The following is a 15,198-nucleotide window of genomic DNA, read 5'->3' on the forward strand; positions in this document are numbered from 1 at the left end:
GGGCGGGGTGTCCGTGGGTCAGCGGGCGGTGGCGTGGCGCGGACTGGAGCGGTGGTCACGGGGACGAAGGGGACCCGGGCAGATGCGGCCGGGACCGGGACCGACCAGGTCCGCCCGGAAGAGCCCGTACGTGATGCGCCGCCGTGCGGCCGCCTCCAGTTCGTCCCGCAGTGCGCCGTCGCGCAACAGCGCGTCGGGGCCCAACAGCCCTTCGACGACGGCCAGCGCTCCGGCGATGTCGCCGTGCCGGAGACGCTCCTGGACGCCGGTGAGGCAGTCCGGATGACGGTGTGCCGTGTCGATCACCTGGAGGCAGGGGAGTGGCGTGCCGGTGAGCTCGGCCAGGAGTTCCTCCCGGCGGATCTCGGCAGGGTCGTGGTCCAACGGCGACAGGACGCCGTCGACCAGGGCGATCCGGTGCCGCTCTCCCCGACACTCCACGAGGTGTGGCAGCTGCCCCGGCCGACCGGGGGTCCGGGAGGGAGTCCGGTCCGGAGTCCGGGAGGAACCAACCAGGCAGCCCCCCGGTGCCAACGCCGAGGCGACCAGCGGATGCAGCCGATCGACCTCGATCGAACCCCTGCGGATCAACTCCAGGTCCGGCAACGTCCAGGTCGCCGCGTCGGGCAGGACCGGCAGCTCGGCGGCCACCCCTGGTGTGGACGCCACCGCGACGGTGAACCCGGGCGACCCCGGACCCTCACCCTCAGCGGCCAGGTCCAGCAGCAGCCGCTGCCGCGAACCCACCCGCACGGTGACGGTAGCGGTGGACCGCCCCTCGGCGCGGAGCAGTAGCCCTGCCTCGGCGGCCCAGCGGTCGACGGCACAGTGCCGTTCCCGTGACACCAACGACACCAGTTCCCGCCCATCCGGGTTCACCAGAGGGAGGCACTCCCCGGTCGGCCGATCAGCCCCTGACCGGAACAGCAGCTCGTCACTCCTGCGCGCGTCCCACAGGTGCCGGTGCAGATCGAGGCGGAACCGTCGGCTCGGACGGGGATGCGGGTGACGACGGGTGAAGGCATCGCCATGGGACCCGTCCCACAGTGCGAGGCTGATGCGCTGACCGGCATCCGCCCAGGCGGGCGCCGTCCGGACCACCAGACACACCGCACCCGGGGGATGCATCGCACCCGGGGGATCCATCGCACCCGGGCCGTCCCGCTCCGCCGCCCCGTACCGCGTCAGAGCGATCGTCAGGCCCGGGCGCAGCAATCCGTGGGGAGCGATCCTCGGCATGTGCCAGCGCAGCAGATCGGGAGCCAAGTGGCGCAGGTCCGCGCGGACTTGGGCGGCGAGGCCCCGGCCGCGCGTGCGTGCCAGGGAGCGCAGATCGAGATCGACATCGACGCCCGCGGCTGCGCACGCCCCTGCCCAGTCCCCGGCATGGCGACGGGCGGTCGCGGTCTCGATCATGGAGGGCGGCACGGCGAACTCTCGCACGCGCGGCCAGAAGGAAAGGCGGACATCCTCGTACGCGGTGTCAGTGAGCATCAGCACTCACCTTGCGCGGACGGGACCCCCATTCTGCCAACAGAGTGAGTCATCATCGCGAGCGACGGTATCGCCCTCACGACGGGCTGTCAGGTGGTTTTCCGCGGGGACGAATTCGGCCCGACCGGATCGGCAAGGGCCTGGAGCGCGTCGGCCGCGGCTTGTCGCAGCCGCGGGGACGGGTCCTGGACAAGGGTCGTCAACCGGTCGTACAGCGCGTCGGGGTCCGGTGGTGGTGCCAAGCCGACCGCGACCCACCGCTTCAGACCGAGCGCGGCGCTGTAACGGACCGGCTCCTGCGGGTCGTCGAGAGCCCGCACCAAACGGCGTACGTCGTCCTCGGCGCCGTAGCCGTCGTGACCCCCGTAGCCCCCGTTCCAGAGGCGGAGGCCGTTGTAGACGAGTGCGCCCAGACCGTCGACAGCACCTGCCCGCACGTCGGCGTCCGGGTCGTCGAGCAGCGGGAGCAGCAGCCACACGGCGTCCCATCTCCCGCACCCGCCGATGGCTTTCGCGGCGGCGGCGCGGGTCGGTCCAGGTATCGCCGCGTCGGAGATTACGCCGCGCAGGTGCACTACGGCGGTCCAGGTGTCCGCCTCGCCCAACGCGCGAGCGGCTGCCTGGCCGGCCACCGGGTCGCTGAGCCATCGCCGTGCCCGGTCGATCATCCGCTGGTCGCCCGGCTGTTCCAGCATGCCCAGCAGGTGCCGTGCCACCGCCGGGTCCCGTTCGGCGTCAAGAGCGGCGGCAAGGGCGTCATGGACCTGCGGCGTCTCCACGTCGGACAGCCGCCGCGCCACCGCGATCCGTACGTCGGGGGACGGGTCGTGCAGCCCCGCGAGCAGCGAGTCGAGCAGTCGCTCGGTGCATCGGCCCGGCGCCAAGGTGAGGGCCTCTGCGCGAGCGGCGCCGTCGCCCTCCCGGGCTGTCCGGATCACCTCCGCCTGCACGGCTGGATCGTCCCTCAACACGTCCCGCCAACTCCCGTAGGAAGAAGGCGATCTGGTGTTCCGATCCCACGACACACCCCGGAGAAGAGGACTTCCGAGCCGCTCGGAGGTTGTACGGCCGTGGGCGGAAAGGATCACAACGCGCGCGCGAAGGAGTCGAGGACGGCGAAGTCGGTGTCGCGCAGCCCGACCCGAGCGTCGACGTGATGAAGAAGCGCCGGGCTTTCGTGGTGGGAGGCGACGAAAGCGCGGTCGGTGTCGTCGAGGTCGTCGTCGACCCAGGCGAACGGACGGCCGCCGGCGTGCGCGACGAGCGGACGGGTCTTCCAGAACGTGCCGTCCGGGCACACCTCATGTGTCGTGGGCCAGGCCACGACCGGCAGTCGCGGAAGGCCGAGGACAGGCCCGATGAACGTGTTGGCCTCCGCACCCCAGGTGGTGGCCCACACCAGGTCGTACCGTTCGCCCAACTCCCGCAGGCGGGAACCGTGTTCGGGGTTGAGCCACACCCGGAGCGGCTTCACGCGGGCCCGTGGCATGCCGGGGTGCTGGGCGATCCAGCCCTCGGGCTTCATCCGATGCGTGGCATAGCCCTCCGGCCGCCTGTGCGGCTGCGCGGCGTACGGGTTGAGCGGCCCGTCCACGTCAAGATAGAGAATCGGCCGGTTCACGTGGTGCCCCCTTCGCAAGCCGCAGGAGGAGGGCCTGCCGTTCACTACTCCAGTGGCAGTCCAATTTTAGTTGGCTTGTTGTGGACTCTGCCTCAACGAATGGTGGAGGAGGCCCTGCTCTGGATCTCCGCCTGTTGTGTATGAGAGAAATCAGCCGGTTGATTGATGACACAGGGCAGGCACCCTGGAAGGCTGAAGCCACGGAAGGGTGATCGTGCACTTCTGCGTTGATAAGGTCCCTCGTCTTCCTCCGAGGAATGTTGTGGATCCTATCGCGCGGTGGTACGTGCTTTCTCTTGGATAGTGACTGCTCCAGTTTGCAATATATCGGGGGAAGTTCATGCACATATGCTTCTTAGGGCCCATATCTGTCGCCGTGGAGGGGAAGCACCAGCCAATACGAGCCAACAAGGTGCGAGCCATGCTGGCCACCCTCGCACTGGATGCCGGCCGGGCCGTCTCGAACGAGGACCTGGCCAACGAACTGTGGTCCGGACATCTGGTCGGCAACACACGAAATGCCTTGCAGGCGCACGCGACCCGGTTGCGCAAGGTGATTTCCGGTCCGGCGCGTCAGCCACGCGGTTCGACCGTGTTGCGGGCCGTACACAACGGCTATCTGCTCGATGTTCCGCGCGACTGCGTCGACGGGAACAGGTTCCTTTCCCTCACGGCGCGGGGAGCCGCCGAATTGCCCGTACGGCCCGAACGCTCGCTGGAACTGCTACAGACAGCACTGGAACTGTGGCGGGGGCCCGCGCTGCTCGACGCCGGTGACGGACTGCGCGTACGGGGTGCGGCGGCGCTGTTCGACGAGCGTCGGCTGACGGCGTGGGAGGACCTGGTCAGCTCCTACCTTGCCGTCGGGGACGAGGCGCGCGCGATCGCGGAGCTTCGTCAACTCGTTGCCAGGCACCCCTTGCGCGAGCGATTCTGCGAGTTGCTGATGCTCGCTCTCTACCGCACCGGTCGGCAGGGAGAAGCGCTGGACCTGTTCCGGTCGACCAGGCGGCGGCTGGACGAGGAACTGGGGATTCAGCCAGGAGCCCTGCTCCAGCGGCGGCATGCCGAGATCCTTGCCCAAGACCCTGCGTTGACCCTGCCGACCGCAGTGGTATCGAGCCAACGGGAGCCCGCGGCGACCGTCAGCTGAGCGCGCTGGTGGCGAAGCCGCGGAGTCGCGAGGCGTCGAGACGGCGAGTGGACGAGTGGGCGAGCCGGCGGAGTCCGAGCCCGTCCCTCCTGTCCCATCCCGCCCCAGCCCCTCCCGTCCCCCTCCAAGCAGTCTCCGCGATGTCGCAATGTCGTGATGTCCATCAGTCCGGCCGGCCGAAAACGCAGGAGTAGCCGCATCATGTCGTTCGACTCGGAATTGCGCCGACACGAGCGCGTATCCGCCGAGGAGCCAGTGGCGATCGTGGGGATCGCCGCCCTCTATCCGGGCGCGCGGGGGCCCGACGATTACTGGCAGCTGCTGAACGAGGTTTCCTCCTCCGAAAGCGCACCCCCCTCGACAGCGGGCGGTCTTGAGGACATCAAGGTCGATGTCGCACGTTTCGGCATTCCCCCGGCCCAAGCCGGGTCCATGGCCCGGATGCAGCTTCTTATGCTCGAAGCGGCCCGGCAGTGTCTGTCCGACGCCGGACATCCCGAGCGGCCGCTGTCGGCAGAGCATACCGACGTCATCACCGGGACATGCTTCGGCTTGGACCGCCAGTACGCCAACGCACTACGGATCGAAGGAAGCCGCTACGCACGAGAGGTCGAAGCGGCAGCGGCCGCGGCGGGAGCCGACACCGACAGTGCGCGGTTGGCCGCTGAGGAATTCCGGACGCTATTGGGCCAGCGCCTTGGCGCTTCTCCGCACGACCGAGTCGGAGAAATGGCGAGCACGATTCCGGCACGGATCGCCACCGCGTTCAAGTTCCATGGCAGGACGTTCGCGGTCGAGTCGGCCGACGCGACCTCATTCGTGGGCATCGCGCAGGCTGTCGGCAACCTTCGCGCCGGACTCTCCGACGCGGCACTCGTCGTCGCCGGGCAGCGCCGAGAGGGCCCGTTCCTCGAAAAGGCCCTCCTTGCCAAGGGCCTTGGCGCCCGCGCCGCCAGCCCGTTCGCGGTGGACGGCCGTGGCTACGCGATCGGTGAGGGGGTCGGAGCCCTCTTGCTCAAGCGGGTGTCGACCGCAGTGCGCGACGGCGATCGGATCTACGCGACGATCCTCGACTGCTCGCTTCGCCATGACGCGCGCCCAGGTGCCTTCCGCTCCTCGTCATCCGTCGACCTGCGCCGCTCGGCCGCCTCCGAGTCGCTGCGGGCGTCGGCGGTGACCGCCTCGTCGACCCAGTACGTCGAATGTGTCGGCTCCGGAATCGCCCACGAGGTCCAAGCGGAGCTCACCGCCCTCGCGGGACTCCACGAGGGCGGTGCTCCCGGGTCCGTGGCCATCGGCAGTGTGAAGGACCGCCTCGGACACACCTTCGCCAACGCGGGTGTTGCCGCGGTCACCAAAGTCGCCCTCGCGCTGCACCACCGAAGGATCCCACCGCGGCGGGCGTCGGCCGACGCGGCGGAGCACGAGCTCGACGGAACACCATTCCGCTTCCCGGACGTGGGCGAGACGTGGCAGCCGGCCGGCGAGGGACTGCCACGCCGTGCCGTCGTCCACGGGGCCTCCCTCACCGGCACCCTGTGTCACTTCGTCCTCGAAGAGCACGACCCCGGGGTGACAGAGTCCTCCACTCGGCCAGGAGCCAGGGCCGCCCGCGGAGCCGGTCCCGAAGCCAAGGCCGCAGCCGAGGCCGACGTCAGGTACCTGGACGGAGTGACCGAATCGCGCGCCGAGCCGATCGCGGTGGTGGGACTCGCCGGCAGGTTCGCCGGCTCGCCCGATGCCGAGAGTCTCTGGCGGGTTGTGCGCTCGGGCGAAAGCCAAATCGGCCCGGTGCCGGAGGCGGTGCTCGACCGGGACCTGTACTACGCACCCGGAGCGCTCAGTCTCACCCACAGCTACACCGATCAAGGGGCCCACGTGGTGGTGCCGGACCAACCCCCGCCTGGCCTGGGGATCGTTCCCCAGCGCTATGCGGCCATGGACGCCGCGCAGCGCCTCACTCTCGACGTGGCCGCACAGCTCTTCGAGGGGCGCATCCCCGCGGTGCGACCCCAGGGCACGGCGCCGGAAAGTGCGGGCACGGGTGCCGCGTTGACAGGACGTGGTCTCGTCGCGGTAGGCAGCAACCTGGGCCTGACACGGGAGCGCCGAGCCAACACCGAACTCTGCTTGCAGGAACTGGAAGAAGCGGTCGTCGGACTCCCCGCCCTCGCCCACCTGTCCCCGCTCGGCAAGAAGACCCTCCTGACGCTGGTACGAGAGCGATCAGGAGCGTTGGACGAAGCGATGTCGCCCGCTCTGCTCGACGGTTGCCTCGCGAGCGGTGTGGCCGCGCTGCTGGCGAACGAGTACCGGCTCGACGCGGTGCCTCTCGCCGTCGAGGCGGCGTGCGCGTCGTCCCTCGCGGCGCTCGATGTGGCCGTCGGCGCGCTTCGTTCGGGAACCGCCGACTTCGCCATCGCCGGGGGAGTCGAGTTGGCGTGCAACACCCGGGACATGGTCCTCTGCTCCGCGCTGGGCCTCCTCTCGCACAGCCGTAACGCGCCCTTCGACGCGGGAGCCGACGGCTTCACCCCCGGCGACGGCTGCGGCCTGTTCCTCCTCAAACGCCGCAGCGACGCGCTGCGCGACGGCGACAACATCCTCGGTCTCGTACGGGGCGTCGGCGCGTCCAACGATGCCAAGTCGCTGATCGCGCCCGACGTGGCGGGGCAGGCGCGGGCCATGGAACGGGCCTTCGCCCAGGTCGACTTCGCGCCGTCGGCCGTCGACTACCTGGAGGCCCACGGCACCGGTACCAAGGTCGGCGACCGCGTGGAAATCGCCGCCGCCGCGCAGGTCTACGCGAGCGCGGACCGTGTCCGACCACTGGAGATCGGCTCGGCCAAGTCCTTCTTCGGCCACACCTTCGCCGCCGCGGGAAGCGCCGGACTGCTGCGCACGCTCCTCGCCCTGCGGGCCAGGACACTGCCGCCCAACACCAACCTCCACACCCTCAATCCGGCACTCGACCTCGCGGCCATCCCTGCCTCCATCTCGACCGAGCCGTCGCCGTGGACGACCCCGCCCGGGCGGCCGAGGCGCGCGGGAGTGAGCTCGTTCGGCACCGGCGGCATCAACTATCACGTGCTTCTCGAGGAACACATGGACGGAACACGATGAACTTCGCATTCGACGCGGACACCGAAGAGATGCGCGCCATGGTGGTGGCGTTCGCCCAGCGGGAGCTCAGCGGTGGGTACGGGCAAACCGGCCATGCCTTCGACGCCGACGACTTCCGCAGGCGCTGGCTTCTCGCCGGCAAGCAGGGCGTTGTGGGCGGTGTCATCCCCACCGAGTACGGAGGCAGCGGCCTGGACGCCGTGACCGCGTCGGCCGTCATGGAGGCCCTCGGGTACGGCTGTCCGGACACCGGCTTCGCCTTCTCCGTCGCCGCCCACCTGTTCGCCTCGCTGGTGCCCATCGTCGAGTTCGGTACGGAGGAGCAGAAGCGGCGTTGGCTGCCCGCCCTCTGCTCGGGGGAGCGGATAGCCGCGCATGGCATCACGGAGCCGGAAGCCGGGTCCGACGCGCTGAACCTGCGGACTCGCGCCGAGCGCAAGGGCGACCACTACGTTCTTCACGGCAGCAAGTGCTTCACCACGAACGCACCCGTGGCCGACGTCTTCGTCGTCCAGGCGGCGACCGATCCCGGAGGCGGCTTCTTCGGCCTGACGGCGTTCATCGTGGAGGCCGGCACCCCCGGACTCACTGTCGGGCCGACGTACGACAAGGTCGGCCTGCGGGGCTCGCCGACGGCCGACGTGCACTTCGACGGATGCGCCGTACCTGCGGACGATGTCCTGGGCGCCGAAGGCGCGGGAGCGAGCGTGTTCTCCTCGTCCATGAAGTGGGAGCGTACGTGTCTCTTCGCCGCCTACCTCGGCGCGATGCGGCGCGTTGTGGAGTCCACGATCGACTACGCCGGAGAACGTGAGCAGTTCGGCGTGCCCATCGGGAGCTTTCAGGCGGTGAGCCACCGCCTCGTCGACATGACACTGCGTCTGGAGTCCGCCCGTCTCATGGCCTACAAGGCCGCATGGGGGCTGGCGCAGGGCAGCGAGGACGAGATCGCGCCCGCGTTGGCGAAAATCGCCGTGAGCGAGGCGGCCGTACAGGTGGGTCTCGACGCCGTTCAGCTGCGCGGTGCGCTCGGCATGCTGGAGGGAGAAGCCGAGACCCTGCTGCGCGACGCGCTTCCCTCACGGGTCTTCTCCGGCACCAACGAGATCCAGAAGAACAACATCGCGCGTGCGCTGGGGCTGGGTGGCAACCGCCGCCCGGCCAGGCGGCGTTGACCGCACCGCCGCCGATCCATTCGACCTGTCTGATCAAGCCTGGAGGACACTGTGGCGATCATTGTTCATCGAATCCGTCTGCACGACGGTGTGGAACCCGCACGCTTCGAGACGTGGGTACGGGACGTCGACTACGCGACCTGTCCGGAGTTGCCCAGTGTCGTGTCGTTCAGCGTCCAGCGGGTCGTGGAGGAAAGTCGTGGCGACGCCGGACCAACTGTCGGCGGCGAGTCCTGCCACTTCTTCGAGATCATAGAGGTGACCAGCCGCGAGGCATTCGAGCAGGACATGAGGACCGTCCAATTTCAGGGGCTTGTGACGGAATTCGACAAGATGGCGAAGGTCGTCGACGAGACAGTGGGGGAGCGCGTGGGGACCGGCTACACCGCGTAAACCTTCACGCCTTTCAAGTTTGAAGTGTGCATCAACGTGCTGAGCTGCCGTGCTCCGCGGTTTTTGAATTTCGTCCAATGGCTGAGATGAGACCTGTCTCGTAAGCCACGGCCACAGCTTGGGCGCGGGTGCCCACGCCGAGCTTTCTCAGTAAGTGGTGAACGTGGGATCTGACGGTTGCCGTGGAAATCGAGAGTTTCTCCGAGATCTCGGCATTGGATTTCCCCTGGGTGAGCAGGACGATCACTTCGGTTTCCCGCGGTGTCAGCGCGGCCGCGACGCTCGTGGCGAGAGCGGAAGGAGGGCGGTCCGGCAGGCGGTCGAGGTTCTGTCGTGCCACCGCGGGCATGATGACCGCTCCCCCCGCGCTGACGGTCCTGAGGACATGCATCAGTTCGTCCGCCGAGGTGTTGGGGGAGAGGACCGCGCGCACGCCGAGACAGAGGGCATCGATGAAGTGAGGCGCGTTCTCGGCCTTGGCGATGAGGATGACCTTGGTGAGAGCGGCCAGGGCGGAGAGCTCGCGCTTGGTCTCCGCGGTCAGCGTGGGAGCCACGATGACAAGGATGTCGGGCGACGCGTCTGCGGCGGCTGCAGCGGACTCACGGCAGGTGGTGTAGCCGACGATGGCGATGTCGGGCTGCCGGTCGAGCAGTGCCGCCATGCCGGCGCCCACGATCGTCTCCTTGCAGCAAACGAGTACACGAATGCTCATCGGGCACCCCCCTGGGGGAGGTGACGCGCCGCTGGTTTGGTTAACCGGCGAGTAGCTTTCGGGTGTTGTCTCTCGTTGTGGCGCAAGGGCTGGTGCCTCCCCCGAGAATGGCGCTATGGTGCGCGCTTCAGAAACTCCTCGTCGCTTCTCGGCCGTCAATTGCGTCTGCCGTTTATTGGTTTCGCAACATTTCAACCGATCAGCTAATCGAGGCTAGCATGTGGAGGCATAAAAACACTCCCCTTTGGTTCACCCTGGAGTGTCCGTGCAGGTGGCTAGTCGCATGCGAATTACACAGGTTGCAGTCGCGACGATCGTCGTTGGCGTGGCCGGATCGAAGACAGATGCAATCAGAGGGAGTCGATTTTGGCCATACCGCTTTGCGTGGCTTGGACCGGCTGCGTCAGATTCAGGTCAGATCCGGCGCAGCGCGACGCCGGCGGCCCGGCGTGGTGAGGGCGGGAACTCGGTCGTCGGGCGACCCAGACGGCTTACGAAGAACGCGCGGCCGGGCAGCCGCAGTCCGTCCTCCAGCTCGGCCCGCAGATCGTCGTGCTGCAGGACCACGCTGACGGGGTGCAGCACGAGCCCCGCGTCGGTGGCACGCAGCCAGTAGTCGGCCAGTTGGGCGCCGCCGCGGACGACAGCTTCGGGGCTCGGCGCCCTGTCGGCGAAGCTCATGGCGACGATCGCCGGTGACGGCCGCACCATGCGGGCGAGTCCCCGGGCGAGTACACGGTGGTAGCCCACGTGTCGCAGCACCCGCATCGTCAGGGGCGCGAGCGCGATGCGCATGGCGTTCCGGCGGGGCCACGACATCGGTCCGAACAAGTGGCTGAGGGGGAACCCGTCACCATGCGCTTCGGCGTCGGCCCGGCTCCAGCGTACGAAGGAGTGTGTCTCCCGCCAGGCCGACGGGTGGCTGAAATCGCGGCCTCCGTGCCGGGCGACGAAGTCGGCGAAATCCGCGCGCTCGGTCTCCGTGACCAGGTGCCGCACGGTGACGTCCGCTCCTGCCGCCGCGGCGGTGGAGGGTGCCGAAAGCCCGGCGAGCGTCGCCGGGTCGATGCCTTCGCGGTGGTAGGGTGCCCGGTTGGTACGCCGGGCACGCGCGGTGCTGTGCAGTTCGGCAAGGCTGCCGGCGGGTTCGTCCGTCCGGCGCAGGCGGACGGCACACAGGGGAGACCAACTCGTCGGCCAGGTACCGCCGAGTGCCCAGTCCTCGTCGCCCTCCCCGTCCGTGCCGCCCTCCCCGGTCCCACTCCCGTCCGGAAACCGGTCGGCGAACCGGAAGCCGTCTGCCGACCAGCCCTGAGCGGCCAGAGCCCGCAGCAGGATCTGCCAGTAGGCGCCGCAACTGATCACCATCTCGACGGCGTGGGCGGGGAGGGAGGTGAGCTGCCTCTCGTGGTCGACGGCCAGGATCAGGTACTCGTCCTCTGCCGCACCGTCGTGGCCGTCATGGCCGTCGCGGCCCGAAGTGTCGCCCGAGGGCCCTCCGGTCAGCGCCGCCGCTGCCTCGCGTGCGTCACGACCCGCGGGCCAGGCGACCGCCCAGGGCTGGCAGTTGTGTGACGACGGGCTGAGCGCGGCGATCTCGGCCGCCTTGTGAAGCGCGTGCTCGAAGACCGCCCGCCGCGCCACTGAGGTGGGCCGGGCCGGCGATGTCTCAGCGGATGTCACGGATGCTGCGCTCCCTACTGCCACACCAGGGCCATGGAGTAACCGTTGATTTCCCGCGCCCAGCTGTCGAAACGGGTGTCGTCCGCCCAGGGGACATGACGTCGCAGTCCCGGCCCCGCGTGCCAGGAGAACCGTCCGTCGGGCCGCCACCTGATCAGCTCGACCTCGCGCGTGTCGACCCGCAGGCCGAATCCGAAGTGCTTGAGTACGGCCTCCTTGCACGCCCAGCGCAGTGACAGCGGCATGGTGTCCACACTGCTGAGCCCGGGGTCCTCCGCGGCATCCCGTGGCAGGGACAGCAACTCGGCAAGCACGGGCGGCACTTGGCGGCCGCGTTCGACGTCGATACCGACGGCACGCGGCCCGCAGGCGGCAACCGCGAAGTCGGCCGAGTGGGACAGTCCCACCTCGACCGGGGCGTTGACGACGGGCTTTCCCGCGCGCATTCCGTCCGGGACGACGCCGACTTCGATGCCGCGCGTGCAGAGGGACACGCCGATGTGCCGCTGCTGGTAGGCGAACACGCTGTGTTTGATGGCCAGTCGCCCGGCCAGCCACTCCAGACGCCGTTTACGTATCCGCAGCTCCGCCGCCCGGGCGAGCTCGTCCGTGCTGAGATGCCGGGCCTCGATCACCGTACGGGCCGCGTCGTCGAGTTCGCGTACCCAGGCGATCGAGACCACCGCGATCGTCAGCGGGCCCCGTACATGGCTGATGCGCAGCGGACGCGACGGGTCGAGAGTCACGCTCTCGTCGAGGCCCGGTGCCGGAGCGCGGGCCAACGACGCCATCGCCGCACTCACCGTCAGCGGTCCACGGGCGGCGGCAGGAGGAACGGGTACGTACGACGCCTGATCCTGCGGTGCCAGAAACGGTCGGCCTGGCGCAACCGCTGGATCAGCTCCCACATCCGGGCGTCGCCGCGGTAGTACGCGGCGACCTCCTCCGCCGTGATCGGCTTGGCCAGACGCGCGTTGGCCTGTTCCAGGAACGCCGGAATCAGTGCGTCGAGCCGTTCCTTGTGGAGGTTGCCGAGGAAGTCCAGGAGCACGCCGCGGGTCTCGTAGAACTTGTCGAAGATCGACTTGGTCATCGAGAGACGGACGGCGTCGCGGAGGAACCAGGGCAGCGAGGAGAAGAAGAGTCGGACATCGAGCCGTTCACGGCCCCGGGCGTCGCGCATCAGGGGGGTGGTGACATCGAGGTAGATCAGCTCGCCGTCGACCTCGACCCAGTTGGTGGCCTGCGCGTCGAGGCCGAGAGCGGGGTCCACCGCGCCGTCGACCTGATCCAGGAACCGGGAGAAGAAGTCCTTGGCCCAGGTCTCGCCCTCGGTGTGCAGAAGCCTGGAGCACAGGCGCTGTGACGGCAGTTCACGCTGCAGGCAGTAGGCGGTGATCCCGCCCGACGGATGGTGTGTGTGCCACACCTTGGTCTCGGCGACGTTGACCCCGCTGCCGGACAGGCGCCGCAGGTACTCGTCCAGCCCCTCTTGGTAGCGCTCGAAGCGTCCGCGGTCCGGAAAGACCGGCAGCCGCTTGCAGGCGAAGGCGCCCTGGTCGGTCCGGAGCCTGAGGACCAGGGAGACTTCGCCGTAGCCGAGCACATCGAGGGCGCTGTCGTCGGTGGTTCGCAGAGCGGCTTGAACCTGCGCTTCGAGCCGTGCGAGTTCGGTGTGAGGAACGGTGAAGGACATGGGGTGTCCCTTAGCTTCGGTTGTCGTTCCCGGCTCGGGCGGTGGCCCCTGGGGACGTGGACGGGGACGGTGCGCGGCGGTGCAGTACGAGGAGGTAGATGGCGGCGGCGAAGAACGCGGCGTCGAGCACCAGGATCTGCGGCGCGCTGCTGACGAGGATGATGACGAAGCAGACCATCATCAGCAGTTGGCCGTAGATGGCTGCGACCACCAGTTTCTGGTTCAGGATGAGCACCGCGCCGCTCGCGACCATGGCCGCCGCGACAAAGACGGTGACCCCCATGGGGTGGTCGGCGAGCCACTCGGTGAACGGGCCGAGGACGGCGGCGCCGCCGTTCGCGTCGGCGGCATCGTCGAGGCGCTGCTCGACCGATTCCAGTTCGGGGAAGAACTTGCCGATGCCCGCGAGGATGTAGAGAACACCGACGATGCGTTGGAGGAGCAGGTTTCGTCTGGTCACCTGACGGAGTCTTCCCATGTCGTGGCCGATGGGGCGGGGCTCTTTTCGGACAAGAAGTCACGTCCGTGCTTGCTGCGACTCATGCGGTCGTGATGACCAGGACCGCGTTCTGGCCGCCGAAGCCGAAGGAGTTGCTCACCGCGACCTCCACCTTCCTCTCGCGTGGGGATCCGGCGACGATGTCCAACTCGATCTCGGGGTCCTGCCGTTCGAGGTTGGCGGTCGGGGGTACCGTCGCGTGCTCCACGGTCAGTACGGTCAGGGCTGCTTCGATCGCGCCGGCCGCTCCCAGGGTGTGACCGACCACGCCCTTGGCGGACGTGACAGCGGCACCCTCCCCGAGCAGCTTGCGCAGCACCCGGGCTTCCGCCGCGTCGTTGAGCGGAGTGGATGTCCCGTGCGCGTTGACATGGTCGACCTCGTCCGGCATGACCGCCGCCCCCTCCAGCGCGGTACGCAGCGCCTGCAGCACACCGGTGCCCTCCGGGTCGGGCGCGGTCATGTGGTACGCGTCGGCGGACGCCCCGTATCCGGCGACGTTGGCCCGGATCCTCGCCCTTCGGGCACGTGCGTCAGCCGCCCGCTCCAGGACGAGCATCCCGCTGCCCTCGCCGATGACGAACCCGTCCCTGTCCGCGTCGAACGGCCGGGACGCGGCGGACGGTTCGTCGACCCGCCTGGACAGCGCGCCCATCTGGGCGAAGCCCGTCACCATCAGCGGAACCACCCCCGCCTCGCCGCCGCCGGCGATCACGACGTCGCAGCTTCCGTCGCGCAGGAGTTGCAGCGCGGTGCCGATCGCGGTGGCGCCGGACGCACAGGCCGTCGCCGTGACCAGGTTGGGGCCCGTGGCACGCAGGTCCATCGCCAGGTGACCGGCCGCCATGTTGGGTATGAGCATCGGGATCAGCAGGGCGGACACCGCCTCCGGACCCTTTTCCAGCATCCGCCTGTGCTGGGTCTCCCACGTCGCCACGCCGCCGAGACCGCAGCCGACGACGACACCGACCCGGGCACCGTCCCAGGTCTGCGGGTCCAGCCCGGAGTCGGCGACCGCCTCGCGCGCCGCGGTGATGCAGAGCTGGCTGAAGCGGTCGTGCGCCAGGGAACTGCGCCTGCCGACGTGTTCGCGGGCGGAGAAGCCCGGCACGGTGCAGGAGATGTCCACGGGAAGTCCGGCGAGCAGCGGGTTCCTGACCGCGGTGGACTCACCCCGGCACACACCCTCCCAGGTGGCGTCGACGCCGATACCGGCCGCGGTGACCAGGCCGATGCCGGTGACGGCGATCGCGGGCGAGCCGGGTGGAGGTGAGCCGGGTGGGGGTGCGGTCATGACGAGGCCGCGGGGGCAGTGAGGCTTTCGAGGAGCTCGGCGACCGCGGTGATCGTGTCACCGGGGGAAGCGGCGTCGTCGTCGACGGCCACACCGAAGTCGGACTGGATCACCAGGAGGAGTTCCACGAGGAACAAGGAGTCCATGTCGAGGTCCTCGAACGTGGTGTCAGGGCTGATCTCCGTGCGGTCCACCTCGAAACGATCGACAAGAAGATCGACCAGCCTGCCGTACATCACGCTCATGAGATGCGCCTTACCTTTCCGATGGCCTGGTGCCGGCCCACACACGGGAGCGGATGGCTGAACGCCCTTTTCTGTCCTGGTTGTTCGTTGCCGTTCGTTGTCGTTCG

At 68.9% G+C, this 15,198-nt stretch carries 14 protein-coding genes; 4 read left to right on the forward strand and 10 right to left on the reverse strand.

Going from position 1 to position 15,198, the window contains the following annotated elements; translation table 11 throughout:
- Nucleotides 1-18: 18 nt before the first annotated feature.
- The 3 genes from OHA11_RS46325 to OHA11_RS46335 form a co-directional block, all read right to left on the reverse strand.
- Nucleotides 19-1,494: a hypothetical protein gene (locus tag OHA11_RS46325; protein ID WP_266508464.1), complete on the reverse strand. Its 1,476-nt coding sequence runs from the start codon at nt 1,492-1,494 to the stop codon at nt 19-21.
- A gap of 89 nt (nt 1,495-1,583) precedes the next feature.
- Nucleotides 1,584-2,444, reverse strand: a complete 861-nt coding sequence (locus tag OHA11_RS46330; protein WP_266508465.1) for a HEAT repeat domain-containing protein — start codon at nt 2,442-2,444, stop codon at nt 1,584-1,586.
- Nucleotides 2,445-2,578: 134 nt separating this feature from the next.
- Complete coding sequence (locus OHA11_RS46335; protein WP_266508467.1) at nt 2,579-3,115, reverse strand: hypothetical protein; 537 nt, start codon at nt 3,113-3,115, stop codon at nt 2,579-2,581.
- A gap of 421 nt (nt 3,116-3,536) precedes the next feature.
- Between OHA11_RS46335 and OHA11_RS46340 the strand changes: the two genes are divergently transcribed.
- The 4 genes from OHA11_RS46340 (at nt 3,537) to OHA11_RS46355 (ending at nt 8,959) form a co-directional block, all read left to right on the forward strand.
- Nucleotides 3,537-4,268: an AfsR/SARP family transcriptional regulator gene (locus OHA11_RS46340; RefSeq protein WP_323186802.1), complete on the forward strand. Its 732-nt coding sequence runs from the start codon at nt 3,537-3,539 to the stop codon at nt 4,266-4,268.
- Between the two features lie 201 nt (nt 4,269-4,469).
- Complete coding sequence (locus OHA11_RS46345) at nt 4,470-7,391, forward strand: polyketide synthase (protein ID WP_266508470.1); 2,922 nt, start codon at nt 4,470-4,472, stop codon at nt 7,389-7,391.
- Nucleotides 7,388-8,566 carry an L-prolyl-[peptidyl-carrier protein] dehydrogenase gene (gene redW / locus OHA11_RS46350; protein WP_266508472.1) on the forward strand — a complete coding sequence of 393 codons (1,179 nt, stop codon included), beginning with the start codon at nt 7,388-7,390 and terminating at the stop codon, nt 8,564-8,566. The genes OHA11_RS46345 and redW overlap by 4 nt, the downstream gene beginning before the upstream one ends.
- A gap of 51 nt (nt 8,567-8,617) precedes the next feature.
- Nucleotides 8,618-8,959, forward strand: coding sequence for a RedY protein (locus tag OHA11_RS46355; RefSeq protein WP_266508474.1), 342 nt, complete (start codon nt 8,618-8,620; stop codon nt 8,957-8,959).
- Between the two features lie 31 nt (nt 8,960-8,990).
- On the opposite strand, the gene OHA11_RS46360 is transcribed toward OHA11_RS46355, so the two are convergent.
- From OHA11_RS46360 to OHA11_RS46390, 7 genes are all read right to left on the reverse strand, one after another.
- Nucleotides 8,991-9,674: a response regulator transcription factor gene (locus OHA11_RS46360; RefSeq protein WP_266508475.1), complete on the reverse strand. Its 684-nt coding sequence runs from the start codon at nt 9,672-9,674 to the stop codon at nt 8,991-8,993.
- 414 nt (nt 9,675-10,088) lie between these two features.
- Nucleotides 10,089-11,357 carry a RedV protein gene (locus OHA11_RS46365; RefSeq protein WP_266508476.1) on the reverse strand — a complete coding sequence of 423 codons (1,269 nt, stop codon included), beginning with the start codon at nt 11,355-11,357 and terminating at the stop codon, nt 10,089-10,091.
- Nucleotides 11,358-11,371: 14 nt separating this feature from the next.
- A complete protein-coding gene (locus OHA11_RS46370; RefSeq protein ID WP_266508478.1) occupies nt 11,372-12,160 on the reverse strand; it encodes a 4'-phosphopantetheinyl transferase superfamily protein in 789 nt (262 codons plus the stop codon).
- A gap of 2 nt (nt 12,161-12,162) precedes the next feature.
- Nucleotides 12,163-13,053: a DUF6206 family protein gene (locus tag OHA11_RS46375; RefSeq protein ID WP_266508480.1), complete on the reverse strand. Its 891-nt coding sequence runs from the start codon at nt 13,051-13,053 to the stop codon at nt 12,163-12,165.
- Between the two features lie 10 nt (nt 13,054-13,063).
- The gene (locus tag OHA11_RS46380; protein WP_266508482.1) at nt 13,064-13,513 is read right to left on the reverse strand and encodes a DUF6041 domain-containing protein; all 450 of its coding nucleotides are present in this window, start codon (nt 13,511-13,513) and stop codon (nt 13,064-13,066) included.
- 79 nt (nt 13,514-13,592) lie between these two features.
- Complete coding sequence (locus OHA11_RS46385) at nt 13,593-14,846, reverse strand: beta-ketoacyl synthase (RefSeq protein ID WP_266508483.1); 1,254 nt, start codon at nt 14,844-14,846, stop codon at nt 13,593-13,595.
- Entirely contained in the window at nt 14,843-15,091 is a 249-nt protein-coding gene (locus tag OHA11_RS46390) for an acyl carrier protein (protein WP_266508484.1), read from the reverse strand. The genes OHA11_RS46385 and OHA11_RS46390 overlap by 4 nt, the downstream gene beginning before the upstream one ends.
- Nucleotides 15,092-15,198: the final 107 nt, after the last annotated feature.

Source organism: Streptomyces sp. NBC_00878 (genome assembly GCF_026341515.1).
In the GTDB taxonomy this organism is placed as follows: domain Bacteria; phylum Actinomycetota; class Actinomycetes; order Streptomycetales; family Streptomycetaceae; genus Streptomyces.